Genomic DNA, 21,537 nt, shown 5'->3' on the forward strand with positions numbered 1-21,537 from the left:
CTACGGAAAGTGATGACCGGGCAGCGAAACCGCCCGGTGGGCCAGGCTCAGGTCAGATTGAAGTAACGGTCCGGACGCAGCGTCTCCGGCAGCGGATGCTGACCGGTCATGTCGAGCAGATTGCGCTCGATGGTATTGCACATCGCGTTCAGCGGCAGGTCATTGGCTGCGGTGCCGAACGGATCTTCCAGCTCTTCCGCCAGCGAATCCCACGATAAAAAGGTGTAAGAGATAAAGACCGAGACAAACGGCGTCATGTAGTGCAGATCGCCGACCAGGGCGAACGGCAGCAGCGTACAGAACAGGTAGACGGTACGCTGCAGGATCAGGGTATAGGCGAAAGGCACCGGGGTGGTGGCCAGCCTTTCACAACCGCCCAGCACGTGCGCCAGCTCGTCGAGTTTGTTGTCCATCAGCCCGTAAGTGATGTCGCTGAGCTTGCCCGCCTCCCGCAGCTGGCCAATTTCGTTGCCGGCCAGCAGCAGGATCCGGTTGGTGGGCATTGAGCTGGCGAGGATCTCCGTCACCCTCTCCTCCGGTAGCAACCGCCGCAGGTCAGCCGTCGGATCGGTTTTGCGCAGCTGGTGCTTCAGGCTCCAGCTAAAGGCCACCAGATAGCTGACGATGCGGCGATGGGCATCGTGTTCCGCCGGCAGGATATTGCGCAGCTGACGCACCAGCGTGCGTTCGGCGATAAGCACCGTCCCCCACAGATTGCGCGCCTCGACGAAGCGGCTGTAGCTGGCGCTGTTGCGAAAGCCGAGGAAAATCGCAATCGCAATCCCCAGCAGGCTGAACGGCGCCACGGTTAAGTGGATCCCCAACTGTTCGTACCATTGATAGCTGATAATGGCGATGATCGACATCAGCACATTTAGCAGCAGGCGAAAGATGATTTTCGACAGCACGGAGCCGTGCCAGTCAAATAGGCGAAGAAACCAGTGTTGTTCTGGCCGAATGATCATTGTCTGACTTCCTGAATTACCGCTCTGGTCATTATCTCTGAATACAGAATAGAGATTATCTATGAGCCGATTGGTTTATTTTATCGTTAACTGCGATGGGCAGATCTGCGCCATTATTTAGCGATGGTAATGGCGTTTTTAGTATGGGCCTTTTTTATATTTCAGGCAATCAATGCGCCAGCAATAATGCCTCAGAAGAAAAAATAACCGCTGAGCCAATTCATTTTTCCGCTTATGCTACCGGGTGTATCAGACCGCTTTCTTCAACCCCATGCTCATCGCAGGGATCGAGATGCACCATCACATTAAGCACCGGATGCTGCGCCAGCACTCGCTCACGCGCGTGACGGGCAATCTGATGTCCTTCGGCTACCGACATCTCGCCAGCCACCTCGAGATGGACATCCACCAGCACCAGATCCCCCGCCTTACGGGTTTTCAGATCGTGGAGGCCCGCCACGCCCGGCGTGGCTCGCAGCGTATCGGCGATCGCCTGCTGCATCTCTTCATCAACCGCACGGTCCATTAAATCATGCAGCGCGCTGGCGGCGAAACGATAGCCCATGCGCGCAATCAGCAGCCCCACCGCCAGCGCGGCGAGCGGGTCGAACCAGGCGAACCCGGCCAGATTACCGATAATCCCCAGGGCCACCACCAGGGAGGATGCGGCGTCGGAGCGGGCATGCCAGGCATTGGCGATAAGCAGCGACGAATTCAGCCGCCTGGCGGCCGCCAGCATATAGCGAAACAGCCCCTCCTTGACGGCCAGCGCCACCAGCGCCATCCACAGCGCCGCGCTGTGCACCGGCGGAATAGTTTGCGGTTGCGCGAGATGGCCCGCCGCGGACCATAGCATGCCACCCCCGACGAGCAGCAGCATCGCGCCGATGATTAGGGAGGCGCCGTTCTCATAGCGCCAGTGGCCATAGTGGTGATCGTGGTCAGACGGTCGACGGCTCTTTTTATTCGCCATCAATACCACGCCATCGGCGACCAGATCGGAAAAAGAGTGCATTCCGTCGGCAATTAATCCCTGAGAGCCGGAAAATATTCCCACGACTACCTGTAAGGCAGAAAGGAAAATATTAACCACCACGCTAACAAGGGTACTCTTTCGCGCCTGCACCGAACGCTCATGATATTTATTATCATTTTCAAAATTATGTTGTGTCATTATTTCTCTCCCTTTGTGAGCGGGAAGAATAAACTGACAAACTGAGTTTATGCTTAACAATATAAAAGCCATTGCCTTGCCGTTTAACGATATCGCGGCGGTCGGTAATGACTATTTACTGTATGTGCCGTTGGAACGCTGCAACCTTGCGCCTATGAACTATCTTTTGAAGGGTGGCCACAGGTCGGGCCATTTTAGCTTAGCCACCACAGGAGTCAGCGATGTCACATAACAAACCATCCCGGCTGCGTTTCGCCATTAATCTGGGCAATGCGGTCCTGGCCCATCTCGGGGAGACAGGAAAGCCAGCGGGCATCACCGTCGAGCTCAGCCATCGGCTGGCGACGCGCTGGGGCGTCAGCGCCGAATTCGTTCCCTATCCTGCCGCGGGTAAAGTGGTGGCTGACGCCGGTGGCGAGCACTGGGATATTGCCTTTCTGGCCATCGATCCGGCGCGGGAAGCCACCCTGCGCTTTACCTCGCCCTATATCACCATCCAGGGTACCGCGCTGGTCAGCGTTGATTCGCCCTGCCAGAGCGTGGCCGACATGGATCGCCCGGCAACCACCATTAACGTCGGACAAAACGCCGCATACGATCTATGGCTAACCCGCCATCTGCAGCACGCCAGCCTGCATCGCCTTCCCTCTTCGCAGGAGGCAATCGACGCCTTCCTCGCCGGTGAAGGGGATATGGTCGCCGGCATCCGCCAGCCGCTGGAGGCGACAGCCCGTCAGCACGCCGGGGTGCGGGTACTGGCGGATAATTTTACCGAGATCCAGCAGGCCATCTGCGTCGCCCGGGCGGACGTGGACCGTTTTCACGCGGTAAACGACGCGCTTAGCGAGTGGCGGGCGGATGGCAGTCTGCAGGCGCTGATTGCCGGTCACCTGGGCCAAGCGAACTGAATCACGCCTCCGTCATCCGGCGCATGGCGCAATGCCAGGCGCCGTTGCGTACCGAGGCGCGCAGTACGCGGGCCACGCCATGCACCATCAGGCGCGTCGTGCGCCGCTGCAGCGGCGTGAGCGACAATCCCAGCATCTCCTGCGCCCATTCCGGCAGGAGGTCAATTCCTGCGTTCATCATCACCCGGCCGACCGGCTGGCTCATCCGCCCCGGCAGACGGGTGGAGAGCAGCACCTCAGCTACCTCCCGGGTACGTTCGTCGCAGCGCAGTCGCGGGCGCATCGCCTCGAGATAGTCCGCCACCTCCTGCGGTGTCTGAGGGATATCCCGAGCCCCCAGCCGCCGGGCGATTTCCGCCGACTCACGAAAATAGTCCTCCTGGCGCTCGGGACTGACCACCGTCCGCTTGTAGCGCAGGTGGGAGGCCATAAAGCAACTGCACTCGGCGACGTGCACCCAGGTTAACAGCGCCGGGTCGCTCGCCTGATACGGGGTTCCGTCCTTATCCACCCCGGCGATCCGCTGATGGATCCCCTGTACTTTGGCGATTAGCCGTTCGGCGTCGGGGGTAGTGGCAAAAGTGGTGGCAGAAATAAACTGGCTAGTGCGGCGCAGGCGGCCCAAAATATCCTCGCGAAAACGAGAGTGATCCCAGACGCCGGCCAGCGCCAGAGGATGCAGCATCTGCAGCAACAGCGCGCTAATGCCGCCGCAGAGCATCGAGGTAAAATCGCCGTGCACCTGCCAGATGGCCGACTGGGGACCAAACAGCCCCGGCTCTCCTTTGGGTCGTTCAAAGTCGATCTCTTTTAGCGCCATGCCGGTCAGGCCGAGCACCTGCGCCTCGATCATCCGGCGAATGCCGATCATGATGGTATCCCTTACGTGCAACTAAAGGACAAAAGATACCACTGTTGGACAGCATTGGGAGAGATATTGCGGAAAGAGTGCCCGCAGCACGCGGGCACGACGGCTTACGGATTCAGCTGGTAATCGAGGGTAATGTTGGCCTTTAGCACCTGCGATACCGGGCAGCCTGCTTTCGCTTTCTGGATGATCTCATCGAACGCCGCCGGAGACACGTCCGGCAGGACGATCTGGCTTTGCAGCGCGATATCGGTAATCGCAAAGCCGCCGTCGGTTTTATTGAGGGTGACCACTGCGGTAGTGTCAATGGACGTTGCGGTATATCCCTCTTCGCTGAGCATCAGCGACAGGGCCATCGAAAAGCAGGCGGCATGTGCAGCGCCGATCAGCTCCTCAGGGTTGGTGCCCTTCACCCCCTCAAAACGGGTGTTAAATCCGTAGGGCTGCTGGCTCAGCGCCCCGCTTTCTGTCGACACGGTGCCTTTGCCATGCTTCAGGTCGCCTTCCCAGTGCGCTAGCCCTTTCTTATGAATCGCCATTTGATTCCTCCTGTAGTGATGTCGAACAAAAAGTATAGTGCGTGATGCCGAAGCTGCGTCTTTTTGCAGCCTCTGGCTCCCACGTTCCCCTGGTTTTCGTGTCGTTGGTGACGCTATCGGCCATCCTGCGGATGCCAGGGATCGGATTTGTCATCCTTGCTGTCGTCCCGTTTACGCGGAACTTCGCCCTGCTCCCCGGGCGCCTCACGGGCAGGTTGCTTACCGCGCTCTTCGTCTTGCGAGTGAGAAAAGGTGCTCATATCGACGTGCTCCGCTTACTTAGGCGACTGCTTGAGCAGACGATCGATTCGCACGACCGGCGGCGTCATTTTGCGATCCAGACTGCCGTTGATATTGACCAGATCGTCTGGCTCTACGTGTTGTTCGTTAAACGCGGCGACCGGGATAATAACGGTGATGATGCCGCTTTTATCACGAAACTGATAACGGTCATCTCCCTGCCGCTTGAGCAGATTGCCGCGCAGCGAAACGGTCGCGCCATCGTGCATGGTTTTCGCCTGCTCAACGGTCATGATCCGGCCATCCTCGACGCCGCGATAGCCGTCATCGAGTTTGTGCGGCGGCGGCGGCGCGGCATCCTGGCTAAACCCTCCCTTATCGTCCGCCTGCGCGACACCTACGGCAAACAGACATGCCATGGCTAATGCTAGTTTTTTCATCATGCCTCCGTTTTTTGCTGACGATTTGCTGACGATGAGAATAAAGCCTGGCTGAGGCTGGCCATTTTTACAAAGTCAATTGTTCTGATATCGTCTAATATAAGAATGTCCTTATCGTTACGCTCCTGGCGAAACGAAACGCGGGGAAAATATTAATGATTAAGAATCAACAGCCTTGTCCTATCGTCGATGAGAATGAACGCTCCTTACGCTTTGAATATCGCTTCCGCCGCTATGGGATAATTGTTTTGAGTCTCATCATTCTTACCGCGTTAAGCGGCCTGTGGTCCTCCGGTTATTTCAGTGAAGCACACCGGGAAACCGGCGGAGGCGAATTAAGCGTCGATTATCAGCGCTATGCCAGGCTGATGAGTGAAACCGAGCTTAATATTCAGATTAAACCGGATACGGCCAGCGACACCATTATCAGCTTCGCCGCCCCGTTATTAACCCGCTACCAGATCGGTGATATCCGTCCGCAGCCGGATAAAATGTATAGCGCCGACGGGAAATTACATCTCGTCTATCAGCGGTCGAACCCCCCTTCACCGATATCTGTGTGGTTAGCCGTTACCCCAAAAACGGCCGGTAATATCTCTCTGCAGGCGGTAGTTAACGATCGCTATTCTGTAACCTGGCAGCAGTTTGTCTATCCGTAGGAGTCGCTATGGAAATGGTCCTTAGAGCCGCAGCAATCTATCTGATCCTGTTGATTATTTTTAAGATTGCCGGCAGAAGAACCCTGATGCAATTAACCAACTTTGACCTGATACTGTTGCTGATTATCAGCGAAGCCACCCAGCAGGCGATGCTCAGCACAGACTATTCGGTTACCGGGTCGATGCTGACTATCGTCACCCTGGTTAGTATTGATATTTTGTTCGGCTATATTAAGAAAAAATTTGCTCAGGCAGAAAATTTTCTCGATGGTACGCCGGTTATCGTGGTGGAAAATGGTGCTGTCATCGACGAGAAGATTAAGCTCGTCAATATCTCTGTCGATGATATCCTGCTGGCGGCCAGGCAGCACCATGGCATTTATGAATTGAAAGCGATCAAATTCGCTATTCTCGAGCGTAACGGCCAGATATCCATTATTCCTGAGCAGGAATAGTATCGGCTTCGCTATTTATCACGCTCCGGTTGTTTATCACCTGATTCCGGAGCGCGAGTGGCGTCATCCTCTTCTTTTTCACCGTTAACAACGTTCAACATTAACATTTTTCCTCCTCGCTGGTTGTCAGGGATCCTACAAATTATAGAACGCCTTCGCCGAAGTATGTAGGATCTGCCGAAACTAACCAGGAGATGCCGCCTGATTCACACTGCGCTTATTCCAGGATATTTCCCACCTCGTCATTGCCATTGGTGAGAAATAATTAACCGATCCGTACAGTCAATATTGTGAAAGCCAAAACATAATGAGGTCACTATGTCTGTGATGGTTATTACCGGTGGAACCGCGGGAGCGGGCAAAGCTACCGCGCTGCGTTTCGCCCGCGCTGGATATCACGTGGCGCTGATCGCCCGAGACGAAACGGGTTTACAGGAGACGCGACAGGCCTGTGAACGGTTTGGCATTAAAACGCTGGCTATTAGCGCCGATGTCGTCGATGCCGGGGCGCTGCAGCGCGCCGCCGCCGAGGTGGAAACCACCCTCGGGGCAATCGACGTCTGGATCAACAACGCCATGACCACCGTGCTGGCGCCCTTTCGTCAGATGAGCGAGGAGGAGTTTCGCCGGGTGACGGAGGTGACCTATCTCGGGTACGTGAACGGCACCCGCGCGGCGCTGGAGGTCATGATCCCCCGGGATCGGGGGGTGATTATTCAGGCCGGCTCGGCGCTGGCCTGGCGTTCAATCCCACTGCAGTCGGCTTACTGCGGAGCGAAAGCGGCGATCCGCGGCTTTACCGATGCCGTGCGAACCGAACTGATGCATGAGAAAAGCCACATCCAGTTGACCATGGTGCAACTGCCGGGGATGAACACCGCCCAGTTTGGCTGGGCGCGAAACAAAATGGATCAGGCCATGCAGCCGGTGCCCCCGGTCTATCAGCCGGAAGTCGCCGCCGAGGCTATTTACAGCGTCATCCAGCGCCCGGTCAACGAGCTGTGGGTCGGAAAAAGCACCATCCAGTCGATCCTCGGCCAGGTCTTCTTCCCTCGCCTGCTCGATCGGCTGATGGTGAAAAAAGCGTGGGAGGGACAGTTTACCGGTCAGCCAAAGTCGTCAGACCAACAGGACGACCTGTTCACGCCGGTGCGCGGCAATCATCCGGGCCACGGCCCCTTTAACGATGGCGCACGGCGTAAAGCAGTCACCATCAGCGCCGATCTCCCGGGTAAAGTCGCCGCCGGCGTCGGGGTAGCGGTGGCGACGATGGCGCTGCGGGCGTTGTTCCGTCGTTCCGGAAAACGGCGCTAACTCAGGCTGCGGCTGAACCAACGGTAACCATACCCGGAGAGTGCCAGCCGCGCATCTTTCCCGCCGTGCAGCCCATCCTGATAGAGCTTATCTTCCAGAATTGGGCTCCAGTAGCCCTCGGCCAGCGGCGGGAGCAGGACCTCTACCGCCTGCTGGCTGCAGTTGGCCAGCATCAATACCTCCCGCGATTCGCTGCGATAGAGTAAGCCCAGCACCGCGTCGGGCTTTAGGGTAAGGAGAGTAAAAGGGAGGGATCCCGGTTCAGTATATTCCGTGCGCGCCAATACCATATTGCGTACCCGATGCAGCAGCGACCTGGGATGGCGCAGCGCCGTTTCGACATTGATCCGTTGGTAGCGGAACCGCCCGCTGGCCACCGGTTTTACCGGCAAATCATCCCGCGCCGCCCGGGAAAAGCCGGCGTTGGCCGCGGCTGACCACTGCATCGGCGTTCTGACCGCGTAGCGCTCCGGTAAGGAGAGATCGTCACCCATGCCAATCTCGTCGCCATAGCGCATCACCGGCACGCCGGGCAGCGCCAGCAGGATAGCATGGGCTAAGGCTATGCGTCGGGTATCGCCGTCCAGCATCGGCGCCAGTCTTCGGCGTACGCCGCGCTGGTAAACGGACATCGATTTATCAGGGGCAAAGGTGCGGATAACCTGGCGCTTGTTGCGCTCGCCAATCCCCTCAAGATCCAGTTCATCATGGTTGCGCAGCCAGTTGACGAAGCAGCACCCGTCCGGCGGGGTCACCATCGCCTGCAGGGCCTTCACCACCGGCGCGGCGCGCTGCTGCGCCAGGCTGAGGTAGAGGTATTTGTTAAGCCAGAAATTAAGCACCATCTGCAGCCGATCGCCCTGGCCGAAATAATGACGGTAATCTTCTACCGCGACGTCCACTTCACCCAGGAGTATCGCATCGGGATTGAGGCGCTGTACAACCTGCCGGAGATGGGTCAGCAACGGGTAGCCGCGCGTCTCGTCGCCCTTTCCGGCCTGCTTGACCAGATGTGACGCGGCATCGAGACGAAAGCCCGACACCCCAGCCTGCAGCCAGAAGGTGATAATGTTTTCGATTTCAGCGATCACCGGCGGATGGGCGAGATTCAGGTCGGGCTCGTGGTGATAAAACATGTGGCGATAATATTGCCCAGCCTGTTCGTCCCAGCGCCAGACGCTCTCCTCAACGCCGGGAAACATGGGAGGATCGTCGTTTTCCGGCGGCCGATCGGCCCACAGATAATACGGCCGCCACGGCGACCGGGGATCGCGTCGCGCCGCCTGGAACCACGGGTGCTGCGCGGAGGTGTGCTGGATCACCAGCTCAATGATCACCCGCAGTCCCAGCTCGCGGGCGCGGGCAATCAGCTCAATCACGTCAGCGATAGTGCCGAACCGCGGATCGGGCTGCAGATGATCGCTGATATCATAGCCATCATCCTGCAGAGGAGTGAGATAGAACGGAGTCAGCCAGAGCACCGTCGCTCCGAGGCTGCGAATGTAGTGTAGCTTTTGGCGAATGCCCGCGAGATCGCCAAAACCATCGCCATTGGCATCATAAAAGAGCGAACTGTCAACCTGATAGATGACCGCTCTGTGAAACCACTCTTCCCGTTGCATCACTCTCACCTCGCGTTCTGCCCGTCCCTGTCAGCCGCCTCAGCGCGATCCGGACCCCGCCCTGGCCTTCGCGCGCGGTTTGTCGACAGGCGATACGGGATTGCGTTCCGCTGGTAGCATCCTGTTCGCTACCGCGTCCACCAGCGCCTGCTGCCTGGCGGTTAATACCAGCGGAACCTCTTCCTCGGCGGCGAGGAGCGCGATGGTTTGCCGTTTGACCATAGCGTCCTCCGGCGGCTTAATGCCCGGCCTCAACGCCAGGCATATCGGTATCCATAAGATATTGCCCGGTCAGCACTGGCAGATAATGGAGCAGCCAATCAGCCATTCCTCTCTCTTCAGCCAGGATACCCTCCAGTGTATGCATCGCGCTGTGGTCGCCTACTCTTTTCGCCGCCGTTAATAAAGCGGTATAGCAGGCGACCTCAAAATGGGCAAAAACGTAGGCAGTGATAATCACTTTAATAACCTCATCACCGGGCAGCATGATGCCAATGGTCTGTCCTAACGCCGCCACCCGGCTCATCGCATCCTTCAGCGCAGAGCGGGAAATATGGTTGCGGGCGATGATATCCTGCAGGGCGGACAATTGCCGTCGGGTTTCATAGAGATGTTGTTCAAGGCGGGTGCGTAACTGCGGTTCATTATCGAGGCGTCTGATGGTGGCCACCAGCAGCGACTCAGCCTGTTTTTCCATGGCATGCGCATCGCGAAGCCAGTTGTGATAATTTTCAATATCCGTCATATACACCTCTGATCATTAACCTTTTATTTTGACGTGGAATCTTCACTCTCTTCCGCCGCCTGGTCAGCTCGCGCTGCGCTATATCCGGATAAATGGCCAACAATATTGGCATAAATACTGATGAGAATGACCCACAGTACGCTGTCTTTCCACCAGATCAACGAGGGTATCGCCAGACCCACCCACATAACGGCGGCGACAAGATGACAGCGCTTAATAAACACTGGCGTCAACTTCATTTTATTACCTTAGGACCGAACAATATTGAGCGACCATTTTATCGACGCTCTGACCGCAGCGTCAGGCGCTAAACCTTACGCTGAAAATGTCTTTCTTTTGCCTAAGCATAAAAAAGAAAACAGCGTTGCGTATTGTCCCGTTCCGTTATTTTCTGTCTTTACCGTCCGGCTAATTTATTGCCGCTGCGGCCTTCTTTTATTGCTAGTGATGCGGCGATTTCCTCCTCACCTTTTAGTTCCCCCGCATCGCGGATAATGAATGTCGTTATAGAGAAATAAACCCTGAATATGCAGAAACCTGCGGACCATCTGGCCCACAGGTTTTGTCTCAACGCCGATTTGTCGGCGTCACAGCTCATCAGTCGCTAGCTGTCACCGGATTTACGGCCGCCGCCATGACTGTTCTTACCACCCTTCTTACCGGCTTCGGATGCACGCTCAGGATCATTTTTAAAGTTCCCGCCGCTGTGCTGTCCGCCTTTACGCCCGGCTTCGGATGCTTTCTCACGATCTTCTGCAAAATTACCTGAACCGCCTCTATGCTCTGCCATAATTTTCACCTTTGGTTTGATCAATATCGGTTGGTAAATGGAAAATGACCCTGTTACAAATCATCGCCCTCGATATCTAACACTAGAGGAATGCCTGCAGGAGTCAAATTAATTTCAGATACCCATCCGCGCACTGACAAAATAAAGCTTTACTAACGAAGCGGTAAGATAAAATATACCTCACACAACTCCTTTATTTGACGTAGGTTATGTTCACCGGCGGGTAAAACAGAATCGTCCAACGGCCGTTTGTAAAAAAATGCAAACGATTTAATGAATAAATATTTCTTTATCCCGCTGAATACAACCCCAGGAATATTACCCCTAAAGAGGTATCAACTTATAGGCCATGGTTTGCGAATGAACATCTTCATCGTTTATTCAGGGAGCACCTTCATCCTAACTCGAGAAAAAGATCATGCGCGTTACGAAAATAGCCCTCGGTCCTTGATTAAGGATGGAATAATCCTAATTTAACGTCAGCAATAATAACGCAACGCTATCCCCCGAAATACGCCAAGGATCAGTCGGTTAAGGCATACCGTTACGCCTACGGTTGGCCATTGACTGCGATGTTGCGAGTCATTCAGTGGCTGTCGCCAGGAGAAGCTGACCTATTCTTAGAGCTGGCCCGTTCTGTCTGAAGGAGATGACTATGCAAGATGAAAAACCGCCAATGAAGAAGTTACCCACCTCCATGTTGCCAGAAGAGACGGCTCCACGTCCGGAGTTCCCGGAGCAAGAACAAACCCCGCCGGGTCTGGATGCGGAAATGGAGCCATCCCCGGACCACGGTGAAACCAGCTACACCGGCTCCGGGCGACTGGCTGGTAAGAAAGCGTTAATTACCGGCGGCGACTCCGGTATTGGCCGTGCGGTGGCGATCGCCTTTGCCCGCGAAGGCGCCGACGTCGCGATAAACTATCTGCCCGAAGAGCAAAAGGATGCGGATGAAGTTATCGCCCTGATCAAAGCCGAAGGGCGCACCGCGGTCGCCCTCCCGGGTGATATTCGCTCAGAATCCTTCTGCCAGTCGCTGGTGGCCGACGCGGTGGAACAGCTGGGAGGTCTGAGCATCCTGGTTAATAACGCCGGACGTCAGCAATACTGCGAAACCCTTGAGGAACTCACCACCGAAGATTTCGACGCCACCTTCAAAACCAACGTCTACGCGCCGTTCTGGATCACCCGCGCCGCACTGCCTCACCTCCAGGCCGGAAGCGCGATTATCAATACCACCTCGGTGCAGGCGTATAAACCCAGCCCGATCCTGCTCGATTATGCGCAGACCAAAGCCTGTCTCGCGATCTTCACTAAATCGCTGGCTAAACAGGTGGCGAAACGAGGCATTCGCGTGAACGCCGTAGCGCCTGGCCCTTACTGGACGGTGCTGCAATCCAGCGGCGGCCAGCCGGACGAGAAGGTGAAACAGTTTGGCAAAGACACGCCGATGGGGCGCCCGGGGCAACCGGTAGAGATCGCCCCGCTGTATGTCACCCTGGCATCCGATGCCTGCTCATATACCTCCGGACAGGTGTGGTGTTCTGACGGCGGGGATGGTGTGGTCTAAGCCTCCCGGCATACCGACGCGCGCCAGCGCGCGCCGGTATTTTCCCGGCCAACCCTTGCGGCTATATACTGGCCCCTCGCCTCCCGGTTGCGGCAATTTTTTCTTTCCTCCACTCCGCTACTCTGGCCGCATGCTATGATGTCCGCCCGCCGCTGTGCGCTAACCCTGGCCCCGACGCCACCCCTGAGGACGACAGATGAGTAATGACATCCCCCTGAAATTTTATGACATCGTGGACGAATACGAGACCGAAGCGGCTGCGCCGGTAAAGGATGAAGAACGCGATGCGCTGGCGCGCTATTTCCAACTGCTGATTGCGCGGTTAACTAATAACGAAGAGATTGACGAAGAGGCGCAGCGAGAAATGGCCCGCGAGGCGGCCATTAACGAAAACCGCATTGACGATATCGCTAATTTTCTTAATCAGTGGGGCAACGAATAAAGCTCAACGTCAGCCTACCGGCGGAATTGCCTTCCGCCGGTGCTGCCTGGGCACGAAGCGCCTAGACTCAGCCGTGGCCAGTCTCCTCTCCCAGACGCCTCTGCAGCGCATCAAGAAATAGCGGTAATCCGTCAGGTTGGTAGTCGCGGGAAAGATAGATGCCGTAAACGCTCAACGCCTTTGGCGTCCACTCCGGAAGCACCACCTCCAGCGTGCCGCTGTCAATCGCGCCCCGGGCCTCCAGTTCGGGAAGCATCGCAATGCCGCACCCGGCAACCGCCGCCTCCAGCAGCAATGAAGATATCCCTGCGCTCAGATTACCGTTCACCGCCACCGACGCTTCGCGCCCCTGCGCATCGCTGAACTGCCAGTGCTGGCTGGCGAAATGGCTGTATAGCAGGCAGTTATGTCGTTGCAGATCGTCGGGCGTCGTCAACGGGCCATGCTGGCGCATCCAGCCCGGCGCGGCGCAGAGCAGCGAACGGCACACTCCGAGGCGACGAGCGATGGCCCCCGCTTCCGGGTTGTCGGTAATGCGAATGGCCACGTCGATACGCTCGCCGATCAGGCTGACCGGATGGTTATTGATATCCAGCTCCAGGCGCAGCAGTGGATAGCGGGCGAGAAAGTCCGGTAGCAGCGGGGAGATTAGCTGCATGGCGGTAAAGTGCGCGCAGGCGACGCGCAATGTGCCGCTGGGATCGGCCCGCTGACGCTCGCCGGCGATTTCATCGGCGATCCGCGTCAAACCGCGGGTCTTGAGCAATACCTTCTCCCCGGCCGGGGTCAGCGTCAGCCGCCGGGTTGAGCGATGGATCAGCCGGGCGCCGGCCCAGCTCTCCATCTGCTCCAGATAGCGACTGACCATCGGGCGCGACATACCCAGCGCCCGCGCCGCGGCGCTAAGACTTCCCAGCTCGCAGATGCGCAGATACACCTGCGCAGCAATCACCCTGTCCATCACTCCCCCTGATCTGCACGTTTTATGAAACTCAGCATCTCTTGTTTCAGGAATTTTATCAAATAGCGAAATCCGTACAATGGAACGCATTCACCTGTTACTGAGAATAAATCATGAAATTATCTGCCCTTGCTGTTGCTACCGCCCTGTTCAGCGGCGCGGTCTTCGCGGCGCCTCTGACGCTGCAAACTTACAACCCGCAGGAAAAAGGACTTTTTGCCGTCAACTCGACCCTCGTTTCCGGTCCGCATGAAGCGGTACTTTTCGACGCGCAGTTCAGCGTCAAAGATGGGGAAAAGCTGGTGGAGATGATCAGGAAAAACGGCAAACCGCTATCGCGGATTGTGATCACCTCTGGCGATCCGGATTTCTATTTTGGTCTTGAGCCGCTGGTAAAAGCCTTCCCGCAGGCGGAGGTGGTCGCCACGCCGGAGGTCGTCAAACATATTGCAGCCACCAAAGCGGCCAAACTGGCGTACTGGGGCCCGCAAATGAAAGACGGCGCGCCGACGCAGGTGTATGTCCCGCAGGCGCTGGAGGCCAACAGCTTTACCATCGATGGCGAGAAAGTGACCATCATGCAGCCGCATGACTACGCGGCGTTCGTCTGGATCCGGGCGAACAAAACGATCCTCGGCGGCACCGGCGTGGCGTGGGGTATGCATCTCTGGACCGCCGACACCCAGACGCCGGCCAGTCGTCAGCAATGGCGTAATACGCTGGACCAGATGATCGCCCTGCACCCGCAGCGGGTGATCCCGGGCCATTATCTCGGCCCCCCGCCGGAGGGAGACAGCGCGGTGCGCTTTACAAAAACTTATCTCCAGCAGTTCGAGCAGGCGCTGAAGACGCATTCGGATTCGGCCGGGGTGATCAAGGCGATGGAGTCACAGTGGCCGGGCCTGGCGGAGACCAGCTCGCTGGAGTTAAGCGCCAAAGTTAATACCGGTGAGATGAAGTGGTGACCCCTGCGGCGCGCAAGGAGGACTGTTCTTAATCTGGCTCCCCAGGGTTGCTATTACCGAGAAAATGGACCACCCTACCTGTGGCCGCACAAAAAACGCGCGGCCGACTTTGGGTTACATTTCATCCGGTCATTACCGGGTTTGCCCTTGAAACCAGAACAGGATAAAGGAGTCAGAATGAAATCGAACCATCAGGCACGTCATCTTCTCGGTCTGAACTATAAGCTTTCCCGGCAGAAAAAAGTGGTGCTGGAAGGCGATGAAGAAACCACCATTAACCACATCCATGCTACCGGCCGCAAACGCCGCGGTGGTTAATTTTCAGCCTGAGTGATGATAAACAACACCGTCCTGTTGCCAGGATGGTGTTTTTTTATGGCAATTGACTGCTTGTTTACCCGCTTGAAGACCTTCTGCTCTATACTCTGCCCGCTGCTTTCCACCCGCCCTTCGCTTATCGCCGCGCCGGGACTGTGGTCATGATCAAGGAGTTAGTGCGATGCAATTTACCCATAAGAAAAACCGTTCCCTGTACATCCCCTACGCGGGTCCCGTTCTGCTTGAATTCCCCCTGCTCAACAAGGGAAGCGCCTTCAGTATGGAAGAGCGCAGCAATTTCAATCTGCTCGGCCTGCTGCCGGAAGTGGTTGAAACTATCGAAGAGCAAGCGGAACGCGCCTGGATCCAGTATCAGGGATTCAAAACTGAAATCGACAAACATATTTATCTGCGTAACATCCAGGACACCAACGAAACCCTGTTTTATCGCCTGATCGGCAACCACCTTGAAGAGATGATGCCGGTTATCTATACCCCGACGGTAGGCGCGGCCTGCGAACGGTTCTCCGAGATCTATCGTCGCGCCCGCGGCGTCTTTATCTCCTACCAGAATCGCCATAACCTTGACGACATCCTGCAAAACGTCCCGAACCACAACGTGAAAGTGATTGTGGTCACCGATGGCGAGCGCATTCTCGGCCTCGGCGACCAGGGGATCGGCGGAATGGGGATCCCGATCGGTAAACTGTCGCTGTATACCACCTGCGGCGGCATCAGCCCGGCTTACACCCTGCCTATCGTGCTGGACGTCGGAACAAACAATCAGCAGCTGCTCGACGATCCGCTGTATATGGGCTGGCGCCATCCACGCATTACCGACGACGAGTACTATCAGTTCGTTGACGACGTGATCCAGGCGATTAAGGCCCGTTGGCCGGACGTGCTGCTGCAGTTTGAAGATTTTGCGCAAAAGAACGCCATGCCGCTGCTCAACCGCTACCGCAATGAAATCTGCTCGTTTAACGACGATATTCAGGGCACCGCGGCGGTGACCGTCGGGACGCTGATCGCCGCCAGCCGCGGCGCCGGTAGCCAGCTGAGCGAGCAAAAAATCGTCTTTCTCGGCGCGGGTTCGGCCGGCTGCGGTATCGCTGAACAGATTATCGCCCAGATCGTCCGCGAAGGACTCAGTGAAGAAGAGGCCCGCCAGCGCGTGTTTATGGTTGACCGCTTCGGCCTGTTAACCGACGGCATGCCTAATCTGCTACCGTTCCAGAACAAGCTGGTGCAAAAGCGTGAGCAGCTGCAGAGCTGGGATACCACCAGCGAGGCGCTGTCCCTGCTGGACGTAGTGCGCAACGTGAAGCCGAACATCCTGATCGGCGTCTCGGGTCAGCCGGGACTGTTCACGGAAGAGATTATCCGCGAGATGCACAAGCACTGCCCGCGGCCGATCGTGATGCCGCTCTCCAACCCAACCTCACGGGTGGAAGCGACGCCGCAGAATATCCTGAGCTGGACCGACGGCGAGGCGCTGGTCGCCACCGGCAGTCCATTCTCCCCGGTTACCGTGAAAGGCAAGCAGTATCCCATCGCCCAGTGCAATAACTCCTATATCTTCCCGGGTATTGGACTGGGGGTGATCGCCTCCGGCGCGTCGCGGGTCACAGACGAGATGCTGATGGCTGCCAGCGAAACCCTGGCGCAGCACTCGCCGCTGGTCAACAACGGCGAAGGTCCGGTGCTGCCGGAGCTGAAGGATATCCAGACCGTCTCACGGGCGATTGCCTTCGCGGTGGGCAAGGTGGCCCAGGAGCAAGGCGTGGCGGTGAAAACCTCCGCCGAAGCGCTGCTGCAAGCGATCAGCGATAATTTCTGGTTACCGGAATATCGCAATTATCGCCGCACCTCGATTTAATCACTGTCACCGGGTCGACATATCGGCCCGGTTATTAATAACGTCAGAATAATACCTCCCGCCACAGAAACGTTTTTTCCGCCTATATACATTCATCGTAAAAATAGAAAACAGATAGCATTTGCCGCACGCCCTTTGCTGTGCAAAATAGTTGCCTCTCCCCTCACAACGGAATGTGAAATGCAAAAATTAATCCCAGGCACAAATAAAACAATCGCTATTCTGATCCGTGTTATTTTATTGCTTACGGGCGGGTCCGCCATCATCGCCGGCCTGTGCCTGTTTGGCGGCGATATGTGGATGCTCACCCCGCGGGCTGAACAGTATCAGCCCGCCACCGGCGATCTGGTGGATGTCGTCATCTATGAGCCGAGTAAATTTTTCTTCGCCCTGCTCTACGTGTTTATTATTACCCTGGTCTGGCTACTGGCGGTACGTAAAATCCCCTGGCGGCCGATACAGCATCCTATATTACCGCTGATGGTACTGATTGCCGCCGGGATATTTATTTTCCTCCACCCGGAGGTCACCCCGGGTCGGGATGCCAGTATTCAGTACGGTAAACACAATACCTATTATGCGTCCATATTCTGGATGAAAACCCGGTCAGGTAGTCATTCCGCTAAGCAATCAAAATATGAAACCTTTGTTGAAGCGAAAGATCCCCGCTGGCTTATCGACAGAAACAATCTTCGCCGCGCCTGGCGCTGTGAAGTGCAGCGGCATACCCAGTTTTACACCCTGTCATTCAATGAGGGCTGGTTCCCGAACGGCGATCCGCAGGTCCTTGCCAACCAGTGTAGTCAGATTGCCGATCTGGATACGGTCTCTGAAGACGAGCTGCTTGTCACTAAAACCATCAGGAGCCGTAAATGAGCCAGCAAAAAATGGTTTTGCAGCCGATATTACGCCTCTGGCTGGGGCTGTTTAGCGGACTGTTGCTGGTGAGCGCCATCAGCGCCTTTCACGGTGAGTACTGGTATTTCGGCGATAAGCAGGCGTTTTACGCGGCGAAAGCCGGCGAGGTCTCTGTGCATGAACTCTATACGCCGGCGAAAATCCTCTTTGCTTTTATCGTCAGCACGATCCCGCCGCTGCTGTGGCTGCTGCTGGTTAACCGTCGGGCGCCGCGGCTGCTGACCCACACTCTCCCATCGGTGTTACTCCTGCTGGCGGGTTTGCTGTTTTTCTTCCTGAGACCCGACGTGATTCCCGGCGGGGAAACCCCTGTCTATCGCTACGGCGAGCGGGAGCGCTACTACCAGACGATACGCTGGCAGAAACCGGAGCCTGGCGCGTGGCGGGGTACCCGCTCTGAGTACAACGTGTATATCGAATATCGTGATCCCAGGGGATATCGCAAAGTCGACAATATTAAAAACGCCTATACCTGTGAAACCCACCGGGAGTCTCGCTTTTTTACCTTAACGACCGAAGAGGATTGGTATCCGGATTCGTATCCGAATATTCTCGAGGCTCCCTGCCAGGCGATAAAGGATCCCCAGGCGATGACGGAATATACCCGCGACCACGCCCGCTGGTTTCCCATTACGTTTTAGCAAACACACTAGCCTTCTGCGCCAACAATATCTCGCCGGTAATGGCACTGAACACGAAAACTGGTGGGTATCGGCCCCTGCCAGTTTTGTCACTGGCGCGCTTTCCCTTTCCCCACTACACTGCCAGCACCCATCCACTTACTGAATAAAAAAGGAGGCCCCCCATGCTGTACTGTGAAATGTTTATTGTTTCACATGCCTTAGGCAATTGCGCCAGCTCAAGCGTTATCGGTATCGTGCTGCGATAACTATGGCTTGAGCGAAGACCCTTCACGCAATCCCTTCTCTCCGGCTTACCGGGTTATCGTCAGCGAGTTTTGACGAGGCATTTGCATGCCTGTAACTCTTGAGTAAGTTGACTATGAGTACATTACTAACTGCCCATGCGCTCCACGTGGAGACGGCTTTTGGGCCGCTGTTTAACTCCCTCTCCTTCACCCTGAAGAAAGGCGACCGGATCGGTCTCATCGGCCATAACGGTTGCGGCAAAAGCACCCTGCTGCAGGTGCTGGACGGCACCCTCGCGCCCACCTCGGGCAGCGTCTCGCTTGCCGGTCAGTGTCTGATGGCCCGCGTTGAACAGCATCTGCCGGAGGCGCTGCATACGCAGTCGCTGCTGCAGGCGGTGCTGGCCCCATTACCCGCCGACGCGCGGGAAGCACAGCGCTGGCTGGCCGAGCGCCTGCTGGCGCAGATGGGCTTTACCCCGGCGGTGATGGAGCAGCAGACCGCCACCCTGAGCGGCGGCCAGCACACGCGTCTGCTGCTGGCCCGGGCGCTGATCCGCCAGCCTGATCTGCTCTTGTTGGATGAGCCGGGCAACCATCTCGATCTGCCCACCCTGCTGTGGCTGGAAAGCTTCCTGCAAACCTGGCAGGGGAGCTTCGTACTGGTGTCACACGACAACACCTTACTGGATGCTGTAACTAATGCGAGTTGGATCCTCCGTGACCAGACGCTACATTGCTTCGCCTTGCCCTGCAGCGCTGCCCGTCAGGCACTGCAGGAGCAGGATGAAAGCGCCGCGTTACGTCATAAGGCGGAGCAAAAAGAGATCGACCGGGTCAGCGCCAGCGCCCGGCGGCTGGCCACCTGGGGTCGGGTCTATGACAATGAAGATCTCGCCCGCAAAGCCAAACAGATGGAGAAGCAGGTCGCCCGCCTGAAAGACGAGCAGACCGAGCTCAGCGTCGGCCCGCCGTGGCGCCTGGTGTTACAGGGGGACGCCCTGCCGGCCGACCGCCTTTTGGAGATGGACACCCTTCCCGTCTCGCCCGCGCCGGGTCAGCCATCCCTCTTCACCACCGGCGTGGCGCGCCTGCGCAGCGGCGATCGCGTGGCCATCATGGGACGTAATGGCGGCGGCAAATCGTCCCTGCTGCGCCTGCTGTGGCAGCAGATGAACAACGCATCGCCTCTCCCGGGGCTGCGCCTGCATCCCCGGTTGCACCCCGGCTACTATGACCAAACGCTGGCGCAGTTGCCGGACGAGGCCAGCCTGCTCGAGGCCCTGACGCCGTTTGCCCCGTCGGCGGACACCCGTAAACGGGCGCTGATCGCCGCCGGGTTTGGCTGGGCGAGACATAGCCAGAAGGTCAGCACCCTCAGCGGCGGCGAGCGATCGCGGCTGCTGTTCGTTGGCCTGTCGCTGGCGCGCTACAGTCTGCTGCTGCTGGATGAACCCACCAACCATCTTGATATGGAGGGTAAAGCGGCGCTGGCGCAGACGCTGCGCGATTACCCCGGCGGCGTGCTGCTGGTCAGTCATGACCGCCAGCTGATTAGCGAAAGCTGTAACCGCTTCTGGCTGATTGACAGCGCCGGGCTAACGGAGTGGCACAGCCTGGAGGAGGTCTATGCCCGTCTGCAGGCCGTGGCGCCCGCCCCGGACAGTCGGCTCGCTTTGCAGAGTACACCCGCCGGGGCTGACGATGATGAGGAGGCGCTGCTGGCGCGGCTGATTGACCTGGAGCAGTGGCTGGCTGACGACATGGCCCGCAAGCCAAAACATCAAAAGCCGTCACTGCAGGCACAGTGGCAAGAGGAGATTGCCCGCCTGCTTAACCAACTGACGTAATCTCCATGTCCCCCCACCGGCTAAGGCGCCACGCCCTTAGCCGGTGTTTCCGGACCGGGTAAACTGCTGCTCGGTCATTACCTTTCCCCACTGCTCCCCCTGCCATTCGCGGATTAACGTGAAGCCAAAGGATTCATACAGTTTGCGGGCCGCGTCCAGCCCTTTAAAGGTCCACAACTGCACCGCGCTAAACTGGCGACTATCGCAGAAAGCCATCGCCTCGCTGAGGAGCCGCCTGCCAATGCCGCTTCCCCGGCAGCTGTCATCGAGAATGAACCAGCGCAAATGCGCCTCCTGCTGGCCGAGGTCCTCGCCATCGATAGCCAGTGAGCCGACGATTTTCCCTTCGCGGATCGCCAGCCAGATCTGGTTGGCCGGGGAGGAGAGCCGGGTGGCAAATTCCGCTACGCCGCTGGCGACCTTGCCTTCAAAAAAAGCGCCAAATTCATGATGACGGGCGTAATACTCCCCGTGCATCTGGGCTATCCGGCCGATCATCCCCGGCTGGTAGCCGGTCATCAGCGAAATTTGCGGAGCCGTATCCGCGAGCGCGCTATCCCGACACTGCGCCAGCGCCCGGGCATAGGCCGCCAGTCCAGTGGCGACAGTTTGCTGCTGCGTCTCATCCAGATGGTCTAACGCCTCCACCACCTGACGGGTACCCCAGGCGTTAATTTTCGCCACCGTATCGTGCCCCTTTGCCGTCAGGGCGAGTGATTTCGCGCGCGCATCCTCCGCGCAAGGACGCTCCTCCAGCTCACCAGCCGCCAGCAGACGAGAGACCATCCGGCTGACGCTTGATTTTTCCAGTCCCAGCAACGTGACCAGCTGCGCGGCCGTCATCTCCCCCCTCATCGATACCTCAAGCAGGGTGTGCACCGCCGAAGGTGAATAATGGGTGGCGGCCAGCGTGGTGCTCATAAAGCCCAGCTCGCGCACCATTAACCGCGAGGCGGTACGAATCTGTTGGATTAAGGGGGTATCAGGCATGGCGGCGGGTCCAGAAAATGAAATGGTTGTACAATACAACCATCGCCTTCATCCTGC

At 57.3% G+C, this 21,537-nt stretch carries 27 protein-coding genes; 13 read left to right on the forward strand and 14 right to left on the reverse strand.

What is annotated here, in order from left to right; all coding sequences use genetic code 11:
- Positions 1 to 47 precede the first annotated feature (47 nt).
- Both HMPREF3140_RS20075 and HMPREF3140_RS20080 read right to left on the reverse strand, forming a co-directional pair.
- Positions 48 to 965: a bestrophin family protein gene (locus tag HMPREF3140_RS20075; RefSeq protein WP_004148478.1), complete on the reverse strand. Its 918-nt coding sequence runs from the start codon at positions 963 to 965 to the stop codon at positions 48 to 50.
- Positions 966 to 1,197: 232 nt separating this feature from the next.
- The gene (locus tag HMPREF3140_RS20080) at positions 1,198 to 2,139 is read right to left on the reverse strand and encodes a cation diffusion facilitator family transporter (RefSeq protein WP_023280135.1); all 942 of its coding nucleotides are present in this window, start codon (positions 2,137 to 2,139) and stop codon (positions 1,198 to 1,200) included.
- A 49-nt stretch (positions 2,140 to 2,188) separates the two neighbouring features.
- On the opposite strand from HMPREF3140_RS20080, the gene HMPREF3140_RS20085 reads away from it, so the two are divergent.
- Both HMPREF3140_RS20085 and HMPREF3140_RS20090 read left to right on the forward strand, forming a co-directional pair.
- Positions 2,189 to 2,371 (forward strand): hypothetical protein, encoded by a 183-nt coding sequence (locus tag HMPREF3140_RS20085; protein ID WP_004143707.1) that lies wholly within the window; start codon positions 2,189 to 2,191, stop codon positions 2,369 to 2,371.
- On the forward strand, positions 2,361 to 3,047 hold the full coding sequence (locus tag HMPREF3140_RS20090) for an ABC transporter substrate-binding protein (protein WP_004184165.1): 687 nt from the start codon (positions 2,361 to 2,363) through the stop codon (positions 3,045 to 3,047). Before HMPREF3140_RS20085 ends, HMPREF3140_RS20090 begins: the two co-directional genes overlap by 11 nt.
- 1 nt (position 3,048) lies before the next feature.
- On the opposite strand, the gene HMPREF3140_RS20095 is transcribed toward HMPREF3140_RS20090, so the two are convergent.
- From HMPREF3140_RS20095 to HMPREF3140_RS20110, 4 genes are all read right to left on the reverse strand, one after another.
- Positions 3,049 to 3,918: an oxygenase MpaB family protein gene (locus tag HMPREF3140_RS20095; protein WP_004176040.1), complete on the reverse strand. Its 870-nt coding sequence runs from the start codon at positions 3,916 to 3,918 to the stop codon at positions 3,049 to 3,051.
- A gap of 104 nt (positions 3,919 to 4,022) precedes the next feature.
- Positions 4,023 to 4,454 carry an OsmC family protein gene (locus HMPREF3140_RS20100; protein WP_002906030.1) on the reverse strand — a complete coding sequence of 144 codons (432 nt, stop codon included), beginning with the start codon at positions 4,452 to 4,454 and terminating at the stop codon, positions 4,023 to 4,025.
- Between the two features lie 113 nt (positions 4,455 to 4,567).
- Positions 4,568 to 4,714, reverse strand: a complete 147-nt coding sequence (locus HMPREF3140_RS28935; RefSeq protein WP_002906033.1) for a hypothetical protein — start codon at positions 4,712 to 4,714, stop codon at positions 4,568 to 4,570.
- Between the two features lie 15 nt (positions 4,715 to 4,729).
- Positions 4,730 to 5,134 carry a YdeI family stress tolerance OB fold protein gene (locus HMPREF3140_RS20110; RefSeq protein ID WP_020316426.1) on the reverse strand — a complete coding sequence of 135 codons (405 nt, stop codon included), beginning with the start codon at positions 5,132 to 5,134 and terminating at the stop codon, positions 4,730 to 4,732.
- A 155-nt stretch (positions 5,135 to 5,289) separates the two neighbouring features.
- Here HMPREF3140_RS20110 and HMPREF3140_RS20115 point away from each other — a divergent pair, with 155 nt between their 5' ends.
- The 3 genes from HMPREF3140_RS20115 (at position 5,290) to HMPREF3140_RS20125 (ending at position 7,562) form a co-directional block, all read left to right on the forward strand.
- The gene (locus tag HMPREF3140_RS20115) at positions 5,290 to 5,793 is read left to right on the forward strand and encodes a hypothetical protein (protein ID WP_004184168.1); all 504 of its coding nucleotides are present in this window, start codon (positions 5,290 to 5,292) and stop codon (positions 5,791 to 5,793) included.
- Between the two features lie 8 nt (positions 5,794 to 5,801).
- Positions 5,802 to 6,248, forward strand: coding sequence for a DUF421 domain-containing protein (locus HMPREF3140_RS20120; protein WP_004148482.1), 447 nt, complete (start codon positions 5,802 to 5,804; stop codon positions 6,246 to 6,248).
- 318 nt (positions 6,249 to 6,566) lie between these two features.
- Positions 6,567 to 7,562 carry an SDR family oxidoreductase gene (locus HMPREF3140_RS20125; protein WP_004151245.1) on the forward strand — a complete coding sequence of 332 codons (996 nt, stop codon included), beginning with the start codon at positions 6,567 to 6,569 and terminating at the stop codon, positions 7,560 to 7,562.
- Here HMPREF3140_RS20125 and HMPREF3140_RS20130 read toward each other — a convergent pair.
- From HMPREF3140_RS20130 to HMPREF3140_RS20150, 5 genes are all read right to left on the reverse strand, one after another.
- Positions 7,559 to 9,184: an alpha-amylase family protein gene (locus HMPREF3140_RS20130; RefSeq protein WP_004898428.1), complete on the reverse strand. Its 1,626-nt coding sequence runs from the start codon at positions 9,182 to 9,184 to the stop codon at positions 7,559 to 7,561. The genes HMPREF3140_RS20125 and HMPREF3140_RS20130 overlap by 4 nt on opposite strands.
- Positions 9,185 to 9,223: 39 nt before the next feature.
- Entirely contained in the window at positions 9,224 to 9,406 is a 183-nt protein-coding gene (locus HMPREF3140_RS20135; RefSeq protein WP_020802170.1) for a hypothetical protein, read from the reverse strand.
- A 16-nt stretch (positions 9,407 to 9,422) separates the two neighbouring features.
- A complete protein-coding gene (locus HMPREF3140_RS20140) occupies positions 9,423 to 9,929 on the reverse strand; it encodes a ferritin-like domain-containing protein (protein WP_023301896.1) in 507 nt (168 codons plus the stop codon).
- A 23-nt stretch (positions 9,930 to 9,952) separates the two neighbouring features.
- Positions 9,953 to 10,168: a hypothetical protein gene (locus HMPREF3140_RS20145; RefSeq protein ID WP_004143717.1), complete on the reverse strand. Its 216-nt coding sequence runs from the start codon at positions 10,166 to 10,168 to the stop codon at positions 9,953 to 9,955.
- 365 nt (positions 10,169 to 10,533) lie between these two features.
- Complete coding sequence (locus HMPREF3140_RS20150; protein WP_004143718.1) at positions 10,534 to 10,719, reverse strand: con-10 family general stress protein; 186 nt, start codon at positions 10,717 to 10,719, stop codon at positions 10,534 to 10,536.
- A gap of 655 nt (positions 10,720 to 11,374) precedes the next feature.
- Here HMPREF3140_RS20150 and HMPREF3140_RS20155 point away from each other — a divergent pair.
- Positions 11,375 to 12,289 carry an SDR family oxidoreductase gene (locus tag HMPREF3140_RS20155; protein WP_004151242.1) on the forward strand — a complete coding sequence of 305 codons (915 nt, stop codon included), beginning with the start codon at positions 11,375 to 11,377 and terminating at the stop codon, positions 12,287 to 12,289.
- A gap of 196 nt (positions 12,290 to 12,485) precedes the next feature.
- Positions 12,486 to 12,731, forward strand: coding sequence for a YmjA family protein (locus HMPREF3140_RS20160; RefSeq protein WP_004180069.1), 246 nt, complete (start codon positions 12,486 to 12,488; stop codon positions 12,729 to 12,731).
- 67 nt (positions 12,732 to 12,798) lie between these two features.
- On the opposite strand, the gene HMPREF3140_RS20165 is transcribed toward HMPREF3140_RS20160, so the two are convergent.
- Positions 12,799 to 13,692, reverse strand: a complete 894-nt coding sequence (locus HMPREF3140_RS20165) for a LysR family transcriptional regulator (RefSeq protein ID WP_021440195.1) — start codon at positions 13,690 to 13,692, stop codon at positions 12,799 to 12,801.
- Between the two features lie 113 nt (positions 13,693 to 13,805).
- On the opposite strand from HMPREF3140_RS20165, the gene HMPREF3140_RS20170 reads away from it, so the two are divergent.
- Both HMPREF3140_RS20170 and sra read left to right on the forward strand, forming a co-directional pair.
- Positions 13,806 to 14,657 carry a Vmh family MBL fold metallo-hydrolase gene (locus HMPREF3140_RS20170; RefSeq protein WP_070553084.1) on the forward strand — a complete coding sequence of 284 codons (852 nt, stop codon included), beginning with the start codon at positions 13,806 to 13,808 and terminating at the stop codon, positions 14,655 to 14,657.
- A gap of 177 nt (positions 14,658 to 14,834) precedes the next feature.
- Entirely contained in the window at positions 14,835 to 14,975 is a 141-nt protein-coding gene (gene sra / locus HMPREF3140_RS20175) for a stationary-phase-induced ribosome-associated protein (protein ID WP_004143727.1), read from the forward strand.
- Here the strand turns inward: sra and HMPREF3140_RS28940 are convergent.
- On the reverse strand, positions 14,972 to 15,079 hold the full coding sequence (locus HMPREF3140_RS28940; protein WP_198406546.1) for a hypothetical protein: 108 nt from the start codon (positions 15,077 to 15,079) through the stop codon (positions 14,972 to 14,974). The genes sra and HMPREF3140_RS28940 overlap by 4 nt on opposite strands.
- 77 nt (positions 15,080 to 15,156) lie before the next feature.
- Here HMPREF3140_RS28940 and HMPREF3140_RS20185 point away from each other — a divergent pair, with 77 nt between their 5' ends.
- The 4 genes from HMPREF3140_RS20185 to HMPREF3140_RS20200 all read left to right on the forward strand — a co-directional run bounded on the left by HMPREF3140_RS20185 (position 15,157) and on the right by HMPREF3140_RS20200 (position 20,490).
- Positions 15,157 to 16,854 carry an NAD-dependent malic enzyme gene (locus tag HMPREF3140_RS20185; RefSeq protein ID WP_002906125.1) on the forward strand — a complete coding sequence of 566 codons (1,698 nt, stop codon included), beginning with the start codon at positions 15,157 to 15,159 and terminating at the stop codon, positions 16,852 to 16,854.
- A gap of 180 nt (positions 16,855 to 17,034) precedes the next feature.
- Positions 17,035 to 17,730 carry a hypothetical protein gene (locus HMPREF3140_RS20190; RefSeq protein WP_023285188.1) on the forward strand — a complete coding sequence of 232 codons (696 nt, stop codon included), beginning with the start codon at positions 17,035 to 17,037 and terminating at the stop codon, positions 17,728 to 17,730.
- Positions 17,727 to 18,413, forward strand: a complete 687-nt coding sequence (locus tag HMPREF3140_RS20195) for a hypothetical protein (RefSeq protein ID WP_004200032.1) — start codon at positions 17,727 to 17,729, stop codon at positions 18,411 to 18,413. Before HMPREF3140_RS20190 ends, HMPREF3140_RS20195 begins: the two co-directional genes overlap by 4 nt.
- A 361-nt stretch (positions 18,414 to 18,774) precedes the next feature.
- Entirely contained in the window at positions 18,775 to 20,490 is a 1,716-nt protein-coding gene (locus HMPREF3140_RS20200) for an ABC-F family ATP-binding cassette domain-containing protein (RefSeq protein WP_032411550.1), read from the forward strand.
- Between the two features lie 36 nt (positions 20,491 to 20,526).
- Here the strand turns inward: HMPREF3140_RS20200 and HMPREF3140_RS20205 are convergent, their stop codons facing one another.
- Positions 20,527 to 21,480 carry a bifunctional helix-turn-helix transcriptional regulator/GNAT family N-acetyltransferase gene (locus HMPREF3140_RS20205; RefSeq protein WP_032411551.1) on the reverse strand — a complete coding sequence of 318 codons (954 nt, stop codon included), beginning with the start codon at positions 21,478 to 21,480 and terminating at the stop codon, positions 20,527 to 20,529.
- Positions 21,481 to 21,537: the final 57 nt, after the last annotated feature.

Source organism: Klebsiella sp. HMSC16A12 (assembly GCF_001808265.1).
Taxonomy (GTDB): domain Bacteria; phylum Pseudomonadota; class Gammaproteobacteria; order Enterobacterales; family Enterobacteriaceae; genus Klebsiella; species Klebsiella pneumoniae.